This is a genomic window from Corynebacterium sp. ACRQP (assembly GCF_022345915.1).
GTDB classification, from domain to species: domain Bacteria; phylum Actinomycetota; class Actinomycetes; order Mycobacteriales; family Mycobacteriaceae; genus Corynebacterium; species Corynebacterium lehmanniae.
The window spans coordinates 1-14,728 of record NZ_JAKRMZ010000003.1; the positions used below are offsets into that span (position 1 = coordinate 1).

Annotated in this window: 14 protein-coding genes and 1 tRNA gene; 8 read left to right on the forward strand and 7 right to left on the reverse strand. The window is 67.0% G+C overall.

Annotated elements, in window-relative coordinates:
• Nucleotides 1–123 precede the first annotated feature (123 nt).
• A tRNA-Arg gene (locus MHY23_RS01990) sits at nucleotides 124–197 on the reverse strand.
• Nucleotides 198–252: 55 nt separating this feature from the next.
• Here MHY23_RS01990 and MHY23_RS01995 point away from each other — a divergent pair.
• From MHY23_RS01995 to MHY23_RS02015, 5 genes are all read left to right on the forward strand, one after another.
• Nucleotides 253–2,235, forward strand: coding sequence for a cytochrome c oxidase assembly protein (locus tag MHY23_RS01995; RefSeq protein ID WP_239306198.1), 1,983 nt, complete (start codon nucleotides 253–255; stop codon nucleotides 2,233–2,235).
• 168 nt (nucleotides 2,236–2,403) lie between these two features.
• Nucleotides 2,404–3,045 carry a single-stranded DNA-binding protein gene (locus MHY23_RS02000; RefSeq protein WP_239306199.1) on the forward strand — a complete coding sequence of 214 codons (642 nt, stop codon included), beginning with the start codon at nucleotides 2,404–2,406 and terminating at the stop codon, nucleotides 3,043–3,045.
• A gap of 115 nt (nucleotides 3,046–3,160) precedes the next feature.
• Nucleotides 3,161–4,831, forward strand: a complete 1,671-nt coding sequence (ettA, locus tag MHY23_RS02005; protein ID WP_070844710.1) for an energy-dependent translational throttle protein EttA — start codon at nucleotides 3,161–3,163, stop codon at nucleotides 4,829–4,831.
• A 9-nt stretch (nucleotides 4,832–4,840) separates the two neighbouring features.
• Nucleotides 4,841–5,245, forward strand: coding sequence for an acyl-CoA thioesterase (locus MHY23_RS02010; RefSeq protein WP_239306200.1), 405 nt, complete (start codon nucleotides 4,841–4,843; stop codon nucleotides 5,243–5,245).
• A complete protein-coding gene (locus MHY23_RS02015; protein ID WP_239306201.1) occupies nucleotides 5,246–5,872 on the forward strand; it encodes a hypothetical protein in 627 nt (208 codons plus the stop codon).
• Here MHY23_RS02015 and MHY23_RS02020 read toward each other — a convergent pair.
• Both MHY23_RS02020 and MHY23_RS02025 read right to left on the reverse strand, forming a co-directional pair.
• Nucleotides 5,869–6,282: a globin gene (locus tag MHY23_RS02020; protein ID WP_239306202.1), complete on the reverse strand. Its 414-nt coding sequence runs from the start codon at nucleotides 6,280–6,282 to the stop codon at nucleotides 5,869–5,871. The genes MHY23_RS02015 and MHY23_RS02020 overlap by 4 nt on opposite strands.
• The gene (locus tag MHY23_RS02025; protein ID WP_181888960.1) at nucleotides 6,266–7,222 is read right to left on the reverse strand and encodes a mechanosensitive ion channel family protein; all 957 of its coding nucleotides are present in this window, start codon (nucleotides 7,220–7,222) and stop codon (nucleotides 6,266–6,268) included. The genes MHY23_RS02020 and MHY23_RS02025 overlap by 17 nt, the downstream gene beginning before the upstream one ends.
• A 64-nt stretch (nucleotides 7,223–7,286) precedes the next feature.
• Here MHY23_RS02025 and MHY23_RS02030 point away from each other — a divergent pair, with 64 nt between their 5' ends.
• Nucleotides 7,287–8,429: a cystathionine gamma-synthase gene (locus MHY23_RS02030; RefSeq protein WP_239306203.1), complete on the forward strand. Its 1,143-nt coding sequence runs from the start codon at nucleotides 7,287–7,289 to the stop codon at nucleotides 8,427–8,429.
• Here MHY23_RS02030 and pepN read toward each other — a convergent pair.
• Nucleotides 8,416–10,809, reverse strand: a complete 2,394-nt coding sequence (pepN, locus tag MHY23_RS02035; protein ID WP_239306204.1) for an aminopeptidase N — start codon at nucleotides 10,807–10,809, stop codon at nucleotides 8,416–8,418. The genes MHY23_RS02030 and pepN overlap by 14 nt on opposite strands.
• Nucleotides 10,810–10,842: 33 nt before the next feature.
• Between pepN and MHY23_RS02040 the strand changes: the two genes are divergently transcribed.
• A complete protein-coding gene (locus MHY23_RS02040) occupies nucleotides 10,843–11,460 on the forward strand; it encodes a DsbA family protein (RefSeq protein ID WP_239306205.1) in 618 nt (205 codons plus the stop codon).
• Between the two features lie 5 nt (nucleotides 11,461–11,465).
• Nucleotides 11,466–11,933 (forward strand): ribose-5-phosphate isomerase, encoded by a 468-nt coding sequence (locus MHY23_RS02045; RefSeq protein WP_239306206.1) that lies wholly within the window; start codon nucleotides 11,466–11,468, stop codon nucleotides 11,931–11,933.
• 6 nt (nucleotides 11,934–11,939) lie between these two features.
• Here the strand turns inward: MHY23_RS02045 and MHY23_RS02050 are convergent, their stop codons facing one another.
• The 3 genes from MHY23_RS02050 to MHY23_RS02060 are packed head-to-tail and all read right to left on the reverse strand — an operon-like array spanning nucleotide 11,940 to nucleotide 14,706.
• Nucleotides 11,940–13,025: a glycosyltransferase gene (locus MHY23_RS02050; RefSeq protein ID WP_239306207.1), complete on the reverse strand. Its 1,086-nt coding sequence runs from the start codon at nucleotides 13,023–13,025 to the stop codon at nucleotides 11,940–11,942.
• Nucleotides 13,022–13,885, reverse strand: coding sequence for a glycosyltransferase family 1 protein (locus MHY23_RS02055; protein ID WP_239306208.1), 864 nt, complete (start codon nucleotides 13,883–13,885; stop codon nucleotides 13,022–13,024). The genes MHY23_RS02050 and MHY23_RS02055 overlap by 4 nt, the downstream gene beginning before the upstream one ends.
• A complete protein-coding gene (locus MHY23_RS02060; protein WP_239306209.1) occupies nucleotides 13,882–14,706 on the reverse strand; it encodes a WcbI family polysaccharide biosynthesis putative acetyltransferase in 825 nt (274 codons plus the stop codon). The genes MHY23_RS02055 and MHY23_RS02060 overlap by 4 nt, the downstream gene beginning before the upstream one ends.
• Nucleotides 14,707–14,728 lie beyond the last annotated feature (22 nt).

Here is a 14,728-nt window from a genome sequence, read left to right on the forward strand (position 1 = left end):
CGGCGACCCACCACTTCACCCCAAATGAACAGAACCGGCACCCCAGAACAAAAACAACTGGGATGCCGGTCCGTCCAGCATGTCGCGACTCATGCGTCAAGCATGACGCGACTCATGACAAAGCGCCCCCAGCAGGATTCGAACCCGCGACCAGCCGGGTAGAAACCGGATGCTCTAATCCACTGAGCTATGGAGGCAATGCCCGCTCATTGTAGTTATGGCTCGGCCAAGCGCGAAAGTAGGGTAAGTGGCATGACTGCACCTGCCAGCAAACGCACCGTTTCCCCCGCGTGGCCGCTGTATCTGGCCGCGCTAGCCGTCGCGGCCCTGGTGGCTGGCGCGGTGGGGGAGGCGTTCTCGGGCGGCTCGCTCGCGGAACTGGGCATCCCGGATCCGGGCGCGGCCACCACGGTCGGGCTGCCGGCGCTGCGTGGCGTCGCGTGGCTGCTCATGGCGCTGGCCACGGGCTCGTTTTTGCTCTCTGCCTTCCTCATCCCGCCGAAGCAGACCCAAGAAGACCTCAACGGCGCCCGCCTGACCGTCGACGGCCACCTCGCCTCGCGCACCGGCGCCCACGCCAGCGCGGGCATCGCGCTGATCGGGCTCGCCATGATCCCGCTGGTGCTTTCGGACGTCTCCGGCCAGCCGCTCAAAACCGTCCTGTTCGAGGCAGCCGCATGGTCGCAGGCGCTGGACCAGGTGGCGGACGCGCGCGTGTGGCTCATCGTCGCCGTCTTCGCCGCCGTCGTCGCGGCGTTTGCCTACACCGCGACCAGCTGGTGGTCCCAGGTCTGGCTGTTCGTCGGCGCGATCGTGGTGGTCATGCCGATCGCGCTGACGGGCCACTCGGCCACCGGCGGCGCGCACGACTTCGGCACCAACTCGCTGATCTGGCACCTGGTAGCCATGCTGCTCTGGGTCGGCGGGCTGATGGCGCTTGTCGCACATGCTTTACGACGAGGCCCCGGCCTCACCGCCGCCACCCAGCGTTACTCCCGCATCGCGCTGTTTTCCATCCTGGCCATGGCTATCTCCGGTGTGGTCAACGCGCTGGTGCGGGTGCGCCTGGAGGACCTGACGCAGTACAGCTACGGCTGGGTGCTGATCATCAAGACTGTCGGCATTGTCGTCCTCGGCATGATCGGCTACGTGCACCGCGAGCGGACCATCCCACAGCTCGACACCCAGCCCAGGGCGTTCACCCGACTTGCCGCGGGCGAGGTGCTCATCATGGCGGCGATTGCCGGCCTGGCCGTCACGCTCGGGCGCACCCCGCCCCCGCCGCCGCTGGACCCGAATCTGACACGCATGCAGATCCAGATGGGCTACAACCTCACCGAGCCGTTGACCTGGACGAACTGGCTGACTACCTGGCGCCCGGAGCTGCTGTTCAGCGTCATTGCGATCCTGCTGGCGGCGTACTACCTCCACCTTGTCCGCCGGGTGGATGGCTGGCCGGTCGCGCGCACGCTGTGGTGGCTGGCCGGCTGCGCGATGGTCGTCGTCACGCTGAGCTCCGGCATGGGCATGCACATGCCCGCCTCCTACTCCGCGCACATGACGGTGCACATGATCCTGTCCATGGGCGTGCCGGTGTTCCTGGTGCTCGGCGCGCCGCTCACACTGGTGCGCGAGGCGTACCCGGCCGGCGAGTTCAATCCGCGCCTGTGGGCGGAAAGCTTCCAGCGCTCGAAGTTCCTGCGCGCGGTGACGTTCTCACCGGTGTCCACCATCCAGTTCTTGGTGGTCTTCTACGCCATGTACGTCATCCAGCCGTTCTACGAACTCATGATTTCCGAGCACGCCGGCCACGTGATCATGAACGCCGCGTTCCTTATCTCCGGCTACCTCTACTTCTGGGAGCTCATCGGCCCCGACGAAATCGAGGGCCGCCCCACCGCGAAGGTGCGCCTGTTGTGGCTGTGGGTGTCCATGCCGTTCCACCTGTTCATGGGCGTCTACCTCATGCAGCTCGGCTCCGTGATGGGCGAGGAGTTCTACCGCTCGCTGGAGCTGCCGTGGAACCCGGACCTTTTGGCCGTGCAGAAGGATGGCGGCGGCATCGCGTGGGCGTCCGGCTCCTTCCCGCTGGTGATCGTCTTCGGCGAGCTGTTTATGCGTTGGTGGCGCGAGGATAAGGCGGAAACGGCCGAGTCGGACCGTCGCGCGGAGGAGTCCGACGACGAGGAGTGGCGCCGCTACAACGAGATGCTTTCTCAAATTCATGGCCGCTAGCTGCGGATTGTGAATTTCTCAGGTTAAGTTATCCACAATTTCGCCGACCCCTTTTTCCGGCTTGCGTTTCGTGCGACTCTGCTCGCGCAGGGGGCAATTGCTTATCGACGGCAAGCTCCGCCCCCTCCAGCTCACACCATCCGCACGCAAGCAGAAAGGGGCCTTGAAATGGCCAACATTGACTACACGCTGCTCGGCAACCTGATCGCCGAGCCGTACTTCAAAACCTTCAACTCGGGCAACGCCGTGCTGCGCTTCCGCGTGGCCACCTCGGACGTGAAGAAAGAAAAGAACGACAACGGCGACGACGTCTGGCAGGACTACAACCAGTTCTACGTCGACGTCGAGTGCTGGGGCCAGCTCGCGGTCAACGCTGGCGCGTCGCTGCGCAAGGGCTTCCCGGTGATTGTCATCGGCAAGCTGGTCCACGAGTACTGGGAAGGCAAGGACGACAAGGGCGAGGTGGCCCTGCGCTCCAAGACCACGCTCAAGGCGCGCCACGTCGCGTTCGACCTCGCGCGCTACCAGGTCAACTCGGTGCGCACGTCCGCTTCCGGAAACACGCTCGAAGGCCACGACATGCCCAAGCCGATGGACGCCAAGGCCCTGAACCGGAAGCTCAACGGCGAGGAGGCAGACGACACCGAGCCCAAGGGCGGCTGGGGCAGCTTCTCGGACACACCGGAGGTGGAGGAGCGCCGCGTCAGCGCCGAAGACGTCGACGGGGTCACCCGCACCGACGCCGACACCGACACCGACACAGACAGAGCAGGGGAGGAGCTCGCCGCCACCGGCGGCGCGCCCTTCTAGTTTTCGCAGCCTTCGCCCCGCCGCTTCAGGTGCGCCTTGGAAGCGGTGGGGCACGCGTGTGCGTCATGTACCCTAAGTGCGGTATTTACCTCCGCACTAACAAAGGGGATTCGTAGTGGCTGAGTTCATCTACACGATGAAAAACGTCCGCCGAGCCATCGGCGAGAAGGTCATCCTGGACAACGTCACCATGGCGTTTTACCCGGGCGCCAAGATCGGCGTCGTGGGCCCGAACGGCGCCGGTAAGTCGTCGCTGCTGAAGATCATGGCCGGCATCGACCAGCCGAACAACGGCGAGGCGTTCCTCCAGCCGGGCGCGTCCGTGGGCATCCTGCTGCAGGAGCCGCCGCTGAACGAGGAAAAGACCGTGCGCGGCAACGTCGAGGAGGGCCTCGGCGAACTGTTTGAGAAGAAGCAGCGCTTCGAGGAGATCGCCGAGGAGATGGCGACGAACTACTCCGACGAGCTCATGGAAGAAATGGGCAAGCTGCAGGAAGAGCTCGACGCGGCCGACGCGTGGGAGATCGACTCCAAGATCGAGCAGGCCATGGAGGCCCTTCGCTGCCCGCCTTCCGACGCACCGGTGACCAACCTGTCCGGTGGCGAGCGCCGTCGAGTAGCACTTGCGAAACTGCTGCTGAGCGAGCCGGACCTTTTGCTCCTCGACGAGCCGACCAACCACCTCGACGCCGAATCCGTCCTGTGGCTGGAGAAGCACCTGCAGACCTACCCGGGTGCAGTGCTGGCGATTACCCACGACCGCTACTTCCTGGACAACGTCGCCGAGTGGATCTGCGAGGTCGACCGCGGCAAGCTCTACCCCTACGAGGGCAACTACTCCACCTACCTGGAGAAGAAGGCCGAGCGCCTCGAAGTCGCCGGCAAGAAGGACCAGAAGCTGCAGAAGCGCTTGAAGAAGGAGCTGGACTGGGTCCGCTCGTCGCCGAAGGCCCGCCAGGCCAAGAACAAGGCGCGACTCGAGCGCTACGAGGAGATGGCGGCAGAGGCCGAGCAGTACCGCAAACTCGACTTCGAAGAAATCCAGATCCCCACCCCGCCGCGCCTGGGCAACAAGGTCGTCGAGGTGGAGGACCTGAACAAGGGCTTCGACGGCCGCGTGCTGATCAAGGACCTGTCGTTCACCCTGCCGCGCAACGGCATCGTCGGCGTCATCGGCCCCAACGGTGTGGGTAAGTCCACGCTGTTCAAGACCATCGTTGGCCTGGAGGAGGCCGATTCCGGCTCCGTGGAGGTCGGCGACACCGTCAAGATCTCGTACGTGGACCAGAACCGCGAGAACATCGACCCCGAGCAGACCGTCTGGGAGGTCGTCTCCGACGGCCTGGACTACATCCACGTCGGCCAAAACGAGATGCCGTCGCGCGCCTACCTGTCCGCCTTCGGCTTCAAGGGCCCGGACCAGCAGAAGCCGTCCAAGGTGCTCTCCGGCGGCGAGCGTAACCGCCTGAACCTGGCGCTGACGCTGAAACAGGGCGGCAACTTGATCCTGCTGGACGAGCCGACCAACGACCTCGACGTCGAAACGCTCGGCTCGCTGGAAAACGCGCTGCAGGCCTTCCCGGGCTGCGCCGTGGTGATCTCGCACGACCGCTGGTTCCTGGACCGCACCTGCACCCACATCCTGGCCTGGGAGGGCAACGTGGAAGAGGGCAAGTGGTTCTGGTTCGAGGGCAACTTCGGCGACTACGAGGCCAACAAGGTCGAGCGCCTCGGCGAAGAGGCCGCGAAGCCGTCGCGCGTCACCCACCGCAAGCTCACCCGCTAGGAGCACACCATGGCTGAGATCCACGTCCACACAATCCCGGTGCGCTGGAGCGACTTCGACCGCTACGGGCACGTGACCAACTCCGCCTACATCGAGCTCGCCCAGGAGGCGCGCCTGGCGTTCGCGCAGGAGTTCTTCTACTCCCAGGGCCACGAGTTCGTGGTGTTCGTGCGCCGCCTCGAGGTGGATTACGTCCGTCCGATCCTGCCCAACACCACCGAGGTGACGGTGGAGACGCAGGTGTCCAACGTGGGCAACACGTCCTTCACCACCCGCCAGGAAATCAAGGATGCGCAGGGCAAGGTCTGCTGCGTGATCGACTGCGTGCAGGTCACGGTGGACACCACCACGACCTCGCCGCGCGAGATCACGCAGAAGGAGATCGGCATCCTGTCCAAGACGGCCGGAGCCTAAATGGTCGAGCTGCACATCGAGCGCGGCGCGCGTGGGCTCAGCGCGCTGCTTTCGCGTGCGCTCGCGCTGGACGCCCAGGCGTCCGCGCGCATTCAGGAGGTGGGCGAGGGCCAGCTCGACGTGTTTGTGACCACGCCGTTTGATGCCATTGCTTCTCGACGCACCTCCGGCACCACCACCGACCCCGGCGCCACCGTCAGCGCTCGCGATTTGCTCGACGCGCTGCAGTCCGGCGCGACCGAGGTAGGCCCCGCCCGCGACGCCGCCTGGCCCGGGGCCCTGCCGCCGGCGAGCGGCTTCATCGCCCGCGAGGAAGTGCCCATCGGCGTCGCCCGCCGCCTGGCGGACGAGGGCCGCAACCTGGCGCGCCAGTTCTCCGGCCCGGCCGGCCCGCCGCGCTCGCTTCTCGACGGGGTAGTGCTCACCGCCGACGCCGACAGCGACACCCCCGTGGAGATCCCCATGCGGATGATCTTCGCCTGCACCTCGCTCGGGCTGATCCCCGGCTTCGAGGCCCCCGCCGAAATCCCGCGCCACCTGCGCGTTGCCACCTCCGGCAGCTGGGTGCGCCTTGACGCGCCGTTCGGCTCCGTCTACCGCAGCACCCGGCCGAACCTGCTGTTTTAGTATGCGCGCGGGCCCTGGTTGATCATCATGTAGGCCACGCGCTGCATGTGGTTCCACATTTGGGCGCGGTAGGCGGGCGGCAGCTCGTCGTCAGTAAACTGCTCCATGGACTTGCCCATGAGCTCCAACCACCGGTCCGCCTCCGCCTCACCGATGGCGAAGGGCAAGTGGCGCTTGCGCAGCATCGGGTTGCCGCGCTTTTCCTGGAAGGTGCGCGGGCCGCCCCAGTACTGCACCAAAAACCAGCGCAGGCGGTCCTGTGCGCCGTCCCAATCCTGGTCCGGGTACATCGGGCCGATGAGGTCGTCCTCTTTGACCTGCGTGTAAAAGCCCTCGACGAGGCGGTGGAAGAACGCGTCGCCACCGACGGCGTCGTAAAGCGTCTGCTCCTGCTTAGGACCGATCTCCATTGCTCTCCTTCATCTCTACAAGCACAGAATCCATCGCCGTGAGCACCACGTCCTGCTCGTGCAGCGCCGCCAGGATGCGGTGGTTCAGGTGGCGGGCCACGCCCCACTGCTCGCCCGGCATCGTGGTCACGCTCAGGCGGAACGACACGTAGGTCGGGTTGAACTCGCTGGGACCCAGCATCGTCGGCGTGCCCATGACCAGATCGCGGATCTCCGGGTCCTCGCACGCCGCGACTGCGGTTTCCTCGATGACGCGCGAGACCTTGTCCGGGTTGGCCATGACCGACACCGGGATCTGCAGACGCGCCGTGGAGAAACGCGCAGAGTGGTTGCCCACCTGCTCGATATCGCCGTTGCGGATGTGCCACAGGGCGCCGTCGATGTCGCGCAGCGTAGTGATGCGCAGCGACATCTCCTCCACCTCGCCGACAATGTCGCCGACCTGGATGGTGTCGCCCACGCCGAACTGGTTCTCAATGAGGATGAACATGCCGGAGAAGAAATCCTTCACCAGCGACTGCGCGCCAAAACCGATGGCCACGCCGACCACGCCGGCGGACGCGATCAACGGCGCGACGTTCACGCCAAGCTGGTCCAGCACGGCGAGCGCCGCCCACGTCCAAATCACAATCGCGGCGACGGACCGGCCCACGTTGCCCAGCGTCTTCATGCGCTGCTGGCGGCGGGCCTCCTGCGCCCGGTACTGCGGGGTGTCCTCCACGGTGGGGGCGATGAACGGGGTGCGCTCGATGCCGTGGCGGGTGGCGCGGTTGATCACCTTGCGCGCCAGCCAGCTCAGCACCAGCGCGACCACGATGATCAGCAGGATCTTCACGGGGCGTTCCACCACGAGTTCGTGGGTGGCTGGGTCGTTCCACCAGTTGGTGACGCCGTCGACGGCCTCGTCGACCTTTTCTGCAGTATCTGTTTGCGCTTTCATCGGGAGCGAGTCTAGTGCATAAAAATGCCCGCGGAATGAACCGCTTGGTCTACTGTCTGTGGGCATGACTGGATTTGCTACCGACGCCATTCACGCCGGATACGAACCCGACAGCCTGTACGGGCCGATCAACACGCCGATCTACGCCTCCACCACGTTCGCCCAGGACGGGCTGGCGGAGCTGCGCGGCGGCTATGAGTACACCCGCGTGGGCAACCCCACCGTCACCGCGCTGGAGAAGGCCGTCGCCGCGCTGGAGGGCGCCGAGTACGCCGTGGCCTACTCCTCGGGCATGGCGGCCATCGACGTCATCCTGCGCATCCTGCTCAAACCCGGCGACCACATCGTCGTGTCCAACGACGCCTACGGCGGCACCTACCGCCTGATCCAGCAAGTGTTCACGCAGTGGGGCGTGGAAAACACCGTGGTGGACATGACCAACCCGGCAGAAGTCGCCGCGGCGGTTAAGGACAACACCAAGGCCATCTGGGTGGAAACGCCGACGAACCCGATGCTGGACATCGTGGACATCGAAGCCATCGCTGCCGTGAAAAAGCAGGCCGCGCTGGTGGTGGACAACACGTTCGCCTCGCCGTACCTGCAAAAACCGTTCGACCTCGGCGCGGACGTGGTGGTGCACTCCACCACGAAGTACATCGGCGGCCACTCTGACGTGGTCGGCGGCATCGTCTGCGGCGACGATTCCCGCGTCCCCGGCTTCCACGAGCAGCTGCGCTTCTTCTTCGGCTGGGTCGGCGCGAACCCGTCCCCGTTCGACACGTACCTCACCGGCCGCGGCCTGAAGACGCTTTCCGTGCGCATGGACAAGCACTGCGACAATGCGGAAGCCGTCGCAAAGTTCTTGGATGCCCAGCCCCAGGTCGCGCGCGTGTGCTACCCGGGCCTGGAGACCCACCCGGGCCACGAAACCGCGAAAAAGCAGATGAACCGCTTCGGCGGCATGGTCTCCGTGCTGTTCCAGACCACCGAGCAGGCGAAGACGTTCTGCAAGTCCACCAAGCTGTTCTGCCTGGCGGAGTCCCTCGGCGGCGTGGAGAGCCTGCTCGAGCACCCCGCCACCATGACGCACGTGTCCGTCGCCGGTTCCGCGCTGGAGGTGCCGGGCGAGCTCGTGCGCATCTCGGTGGGCATCGAGGAGGAGGCCGACCTCATCGCCGACCTCGAGCAGGCGCTTACGAAGCTGTAGCGTCGACCTCGCGGTTTCGCACCGCCCGTGCGATGCGGTCCTGGCCCTCGGCGATGACGCGCTTCAGCCCGGCCGGGGCGTCGCCGCCCAGCAGCGCGTTCGCCTTGTCCACGGCGCCGGCGGTGACGTCCCAGCGCGGGTACATGCCCTCGAGGGTGCGCTGCGCCATCTCGTTGGTCAGCCGCTCCCACAGCGCGGGCGCGGCGCGGAAGTACTCGTCGGTCAGCCCCTCGAGCCCGTCGTAGGTGAACGTCAGCCCGTCCATGAGGTAGCGGGCTTCGAGGTTGGTCAGGTCGTCTTCGACGAGTTTGTTCCAAGCCCATCGCTTATCGACGACAGCTCTCGCCCGCAGACGCGAAATCGCGCCCTCCGACGTGTTGTCCTGCTCCTGCTCCGCCGCCTCCAGCGGCAGGGCGCCTGCGGCGATGAGGTTGGTGATGGCCAGCCAGCGCACCTCCTGGTTGTCGGAGCGCTCCAGCAGCTGCTTGAAGTAGGAGACGGTCTCCTCGGTGGGGGTCAGGCGGGCCAGTGCGCGGTCGAAGATGGCGGCCGGCTCCGCGCCGCGGAAGGCGGCGTTGAGCAGGTCCATGCCCTCGCCCTCCCAGGCGGGGTCGACGTACTGGCGCACTGCCTGGGTCGCCTGGGCGAGCAGGCGCTCCTGCACGCTCGGGTGCGTCTCGGCGGCGGCGTGGGCGGCGACCAGCTTCACAAACTCGCGGGCGGCCAGCTCGCCGTCGCGCACCGACTCCCACAGCGACGACCAGATCAGGGTGCGCGCCAGCGAATCCTCGATCTCGCCGATGTGCTCGAGCGCGAACTTCTGGTGCTCCGGGGTCAGGCGCATCTTGGCGTAGGTCAGATCGTCGTCGTTGACAATCGCCAGGTCGTGCTCGATGCCGGCGAGCTCGGGGATTTCGGTGCGCTCGTCGTCGATGTCGGTTTCGATCTGCTTGACGCGGGTAACGGAGCCGTCGACAAGCTTGTAGAGCCCCACGCGCACACGGTGCGGGCGCGGATCCTCCTGCAGCACCGCGAAGCTCTCGCCGATCTCCGGGCGCAGCGTCGACGGGCCCGTGGTGCGCAGCCACTTTTCGGCCCAGCCCGAAAGGTCACGACCCGACGCCTCCTCGAGCGCGCCGAGCAGGTCGTCGAAGGTGGCGTTGGAGTAGGCGTGGTTGTCGAAGTGCTTGCGCACGCCCGCGAAGAACTCCTCGTAGCCCACGTAGGCCTGCAGCTGCTTCAACACGGACGCGCCCTTGGCGTAGGTGATGCCGTCGAAGTTCTGCTCCGCGGTCTCGATGTCCGGCGCGTCCGCGGCGATCGGGTGCGTCGACGGCAGCTGGTCCTGCTGGTAGGCCCACGCCTTCTCCACGGACGCGAACGTGGTCCACGCGTCCGCGTACTCGCCGATTGCCGTCTGCGCGGTGGCCGCGGACCAGGTGGCGAAGGACTCGTTGAGCCACAGGTCGTCCCACCACTGCATCGTGACCAAATCGCCGAACCACATGTGCGCCATCTCGTGCAGGATGGTGTCGTTGCGGCGCTCCAGGCGGTACGGGGTGGGCTCGGAGGTGAAGATGTACTCGTCGCGGTACGTCACACACCCGACGTGCTCCATCGCGCCCATGTTGTACTCCGGGCAGAACACCTGGTCGTATTTGTCGCCGAACGGGTAGGTGCGGCCGAAGTTGGCGTGGTAGAAGTCGAAGCCCTCCTTGGTCTGGCGGAAGATGCGCTCCGAATCCATGTGGGGGATCAGCGATGCGCGGGCGTACAGGCCGAGCTCGATGGTGCGGCCGTCGCCGGCGTCGTAGGTGTCGGTGACCTTTTCAAACTCGCCGGCGCAGATCGCGATGAGGTAGGTCGACAGCGGGTAGTCGATCTCGGTGGTCCACGTCGCGGTGCCGTCGCCGTTGTCCATGCGGGTGACCGCCTCGTTGAGGACCACGGTGTAGCGCTCCGGCGCTTTCACGCTGACGGTGTAGGTGGCCTTCAGGTCCGGCTGGTCGAAGCCGGCGAACACCTTCATCGCCATCGCCGGCTCGAACTGGGTGTACAGGTAGTCCTTGCCGTCCACAGGGTCGGTGAACTTGTGCAGGCCCTCGCCGGTGCGGTTGTAGGCGTCGTGGGAGGTGACGGTCAGCGTGTGGGCGCCGTCGCTAAGCGAAAGCTCCCGGCCCGTCTCATCGCCGTCGAGGGTGGCCTCGAAGCCTGCCGCCACCAGGTCGAAGTGGGTGGCGCCCGCCTTCGAATCGAAATGGACGGTGCTCACCGTGGTGAACTCGTCCGCGTCCGTGATGTCCACGGCGATGTCGTAGCGGACGTTGGAAATCAGTTCAGCGCGCTCCCGCGCGTCCTTGCGAGTCAAATTCGTCTTCATCTGCCGCAGCCTACACGCGCTATCGTGGGCGCCATGACGGAACAAGTGAAATTTTGGTTTGACGTATCCTGCCCGTTCGCATGGCAGACCTCCCGCTGGATCAAAGAGGTGGAGAAGGTCCGCGACATCGAGGTCGAGTGGGTGCCCATGTCGCTCGCAGTGCTTAACGACGGCCGCGACATCCCCGAAGACTACGCCGCCATGATGGAAGCGAACTGGGGTCCGGCGCGCGTGTTCGCGAAGGTCAAGGAGGAGCAGCCCGAGAAGGTCGACGAGCTGTACACCACGATGGGCACGATGATCCACGCCGGCGGCGAAGGCGGCAAGAAGGGCGACGGCGCCTACGACGAGATCATCGCGAAGGCGCTGGCGGAGGTGGGCCTGCCGGAAAATTTCGCTGAGGTGGCCAACACGTCCGACTGCGACGATTTGCTGCGCGGCTTCCACGCCACCGCCATGGACGCCGTCGGCGACGACGTGGGCACCCCAGTGGTCAAGCTCGGCGACAACGCGTTCTTCGGCCCCGTGATCACCCGCGTGCCGGAAGGTGAAGAGGCCGGCAAGCTGTTCGACCACGCGGTTGGGTTGGCCGAGTTCCCGTACTTCTTCGAACTCAAGCGCACCCGCACGGAGATGCCCCAGGTACGCTAAACGCCATGCGTATTTACCTTGGAGCAGACCACGCCGGATTCGAGCGCAAGAACCAGATCAAGGCCCACCTTGAGGCCCAGGGTCACGAGGTGACCGACTGCGGCGCCCACGAGTACGACGCTTTGGACGACTACCCGGCGTTCTGCATCGCCGCGGCTGAGGCCGTGGTGGCTGACCCGGGTTCGCTGGGCATCGTGCTCGGCGGCTCCGGCAACGGCGAGCAGATCGCCGCGAACAAGGTCAAGGGTGCGCGCTGCGCCCTGGCGTGGTCGGAAGAGACCGCGAAGCTCGCCCGCGAGCACAACAACGCGCAGCTCATCGGCATCGGCGGCCGCATGCACACCGAGGAAGAGGCGCTCGCAATTGTCGACGCCTTCGTGTCCCAGCCGTGGAGTGAAGAGGAACGCCACCAGCGCCGCATCGACATCCTCGCCGAGTACGAGCGCACCGGCGTCGCGCCCGAGCTTCCGTAAGCTGCGTCACCAGCCCGCGAAGTAGCGCTCCAGCTGCAGCGGGCCTGCCACCGGCGTGAGCCCGAAGTCTTCGGGGTGCGCGGTGGCCGGCTCCAGCTCCAGCGCGGCGGCGCGCTTCGTGCGCACCACCGTGCCGTCGGGGGAGAGCACGTAGTCCACCGCCAAAAGCGCGCCTAAGTCCTGCGGCGCCCAGCCCGCGCCGACGGCGATGCTCACCCGTGCGTCGACTTCCGCCGTGCCCACCCGCGGGTCGTGCGCGAACAGCGCCGGCACCTCCGCGACGCGCACGTACGCGCCGACTTTCAGCCACTCCGCAATGACGAAGTCGCGCACCCCCTCGCCGTCCAGCTCCGGGACCTCCACCTGCATGTCGAAGGTGTCAAAGATGACCCCGTCCGGCCGCGCCAGCGGGTGCGTGACGCGCCGGGCCAGGGCGAGCGACTCGGCGTTCTTGACGGCGGTGGCGGCGGCGGGGTCGTCGTAACGCTGCCCGAAGTCCTCCTCGGCGTGGTGCGCGACGGCCGCCGGCTCGTGCACGAAGCTGGCACCGGCGTTCCAGGCGCGGAAGCCGAACTCCCAGTCCTCGCCGCCGTAGCCGACGAGCGTGCCGTCGAAGCCGCCGACCTCGTCGAAGAACTCGCGCGAGCACGTCAGCACCGCCGAGATGATGTAGCGCCATGAGCTGTGGTCGGCGTTGCGGAGGTTGGCGGTGGCGGACCAGGCGTCGATAAGCCATTGCGGCTCTTTGTCCTCGGCGCCGGTGCGGCGCGCGCCGACGACTACCGCCCGCGCGTCCCCCACGACGTGCGGCACGACCGCGGAGAGGTAGCCGGGCTCGGGCACGGTGTCGGCGTCGAGAAACGCCAGCACCTCGCCGCGCGCCGCATCCGCGCCGAGGTTGCGCGCCGCGGCCGCGCGGAAGCCCTTGTCCTCCTGCCGCACCACGCGCACGCCGTCGACCGCGGGCGGTTCGGCGGAGCCGTCGTCGGCCACGACGATCTCCACTTCGCCCGCGTAGTCCTGCGCGCGCACCGCCGCGACGACCCGCTCGAGCGCTTCCGCGTCGTTGTAATGCGGGATGACAACGCTCACAAAAGGCCAGCTAAACGCCATGTTTCCTCCCACAATTGCGCGACCTCGGCCCACCCGTAGCGCGGCGGGTCGAGCTGCTCAGGCACATGCTTTGCGACGGCCTCCCGCCACCCGCCGTCAGCCACCAGCGTCACGCGCCCGGGCAGCCACGCGTCGATCTCGCGGGCGTAGGCGGAGTCGCGCACTAGCACGGTGCGGCCCGCGCCGAGCCACGCCATGAGCGAGCCGGAGGCGGAGAAGTGGCGGTGCGGGCACACCGGCACGGCGATGCGGCCCATTTCGTGGGCGAGTTGGGCGTCGGAAAGCCAGCCCGTGATTTCGGCGTCGAGGTTTTCGGCCCATTTTTCGTGGCCGTCCGATACCGCGCCGAGGAAGCGCAGGCGTCGGTCGGGGAGCGCTGCGATGAGGTCCTCGTGGCCCTTGCCTGGATAGAGGAACCCCAGCACGCCGACGCTGCCCGGCTCGGGGTCGAAGGGCGAGTCGATGACCGGGATGGGCAAGCGGATCACGGTTGTCGCGGCGTCGAAAAAGGAGGCCTCGTGGTTGGAGTTGACCACCGCGACGTCCGCCTTCTCGACGAGCTCGCGGTAGACCCCGGCGCGGCGGGCGTAGCGCTCGGCGCCCTCCTCGGGCTGGGGGATGTCGTGCAGGCTCACGGACAGCGGGCCGTCGATGCGCGCCAAAAGGCGCTCGGCCGTGTCGCCGAAAAGGTGGTCGGTGAACGTGACGTGGACGGGGCCGGCGAGCGGGGTATCGCCGAACGTCTCCTCCCGGACGACCTCGGCGCCGGTGGCGCGGGCGAGCCCGAGGGCGTACTCGGTCACCCCGTGGCCCGCGGGGCCGACGATGAGATGTTTCATTGCACCAACCCTAGATTCGCCAAGCGCTCCGCGTGGCGCTGCAACCCGTGGGCGACCAGCGCCGGGCGCTCACGGTAGAACTCCAGCTGCGCGGCGCGGATCTCGTCGGCGTCGATGTCCCCGGCGCCGCGCTCGCGCCACTCCTCGCGGCCTGCAATGGAAACGCCGAGGGCGTCGGCGGCCGAGGCGTCGATAGGCGCATCCAGCCCGCCGAGCATTTCGTAGTCGGGGGCGAGCGGCTCGTCGGAAAGCCCCAGCTCCTCCAGCACGCGCGACGCCATGAACGCCAGCGTCGCGTTGTCGGGGTGGTTGACGGTGTGCCACACCGGGGTGGTCTCCAGGTAGTCCGAGACGACAACCGCGCCGTGGGCGCGCTCGCGCACCCGCATCTGCTCGACGGACATCGCGGCTGCGCGGCGCAACGCATCCGGCGGAGGCGGCGCGGCCGGGGCATACCCCGCGGCCACGGCTAAGGTGCGCAGGTCGTGGTACGGCACCACCGGCGGGTTCAACGACGGGTCATCCGGGTCGCGGATGATGGCCTGGTGGGGCATGAGCCCGTCGAAACGCAGCACCGGCACGACCACGCGCCGCGCCGACGTACGAAGTTGCCGGGTGCCCACGGGCAGGCCGCGGTAGTTGTCGCGGATCGGCTGGGTCACCAGCACGTCGGCGCGGGCCACGAGGTCCAAAAACCACCCCATGTCCGCCGCTTCAAGCTCGTGGACAGGGGCGATGCGCTCGCCGGTGAAGTGCCCGGTGGACATCAAAAGCTTTCGGGTGGACTCCGCTTGGCAGTTACCGACGACAACAAGCAGCATGCCAACACAGTATGCGAAAACG